This is a genomic window from Streptomyces sp. AC627_RSS907 (assembly GCF_019049165.1).
The window spans coordinates 1-553 of sequence record NZ_JAGMUE010000304.1; the positions used below are offsets into that span (position 1 = coordinate 1).

A 553-nucleotide genomic window follows, 5' to 3' on the forward strand; every position below is an offset into this window, starting at 1 on the left:
GTCCTGCACCTCGCGCGCCGCAGCGGCTTCGGCACGGCCGTCGACGAAGCGGTGCGCACGGCCCCGGTGCTGACGCCGGACCAGTTGCCGTACCTCAAGCGCCCCAGCGGCTGGGACCCGGCCACCCGCACCTGGCGCGACGACGCGTACGACATGCCCGAGCTGCCGCACGGCGAACCCGTGCAGTGGCTGTGGCTGTTGCACGACGACTGCGCCCCCGAGCCCACCGCCCTGGCCGAGTTGCTGCGCGTCGCCGACGCCAGCCCCCGGGCGGCCATCATCGGGCCCAAGCTGCGGAGCTGGTACGACAAGCGGCAGTTGCTCGAAGTCGGCGTCAGCATCGCCCGCAGCGGGCGCCGCTGGACCGGTCTGGAGCGCCGCGAGCAGGACCAGGGCCAGCACGACCAGGTGCGGCCCGTGCTCGCCGTCTCCAGCGCCGGCATGCTCATCCGACGCGACGTGTGGGACGAACTCGGCGGCTTCGACGTCCGCCTCCCGCTCATGCGCGACGACGTGGACCTGTGCTGGCGCGCCCAGGCCCTGGGCCACCAGG

General features: G+C 74.1%; 1 protein-coding gene. It reads left to right on the top strand.

Annotated features, from left to right (window positions below; genetic code table 11):
* Positions 1 to 553 (top strand): glycosyltransferase (locus KUM32_RS35415; RefSeq protein WP_217146035.1); only part of this gene is annotated, 553 nt, incomplete at both ends.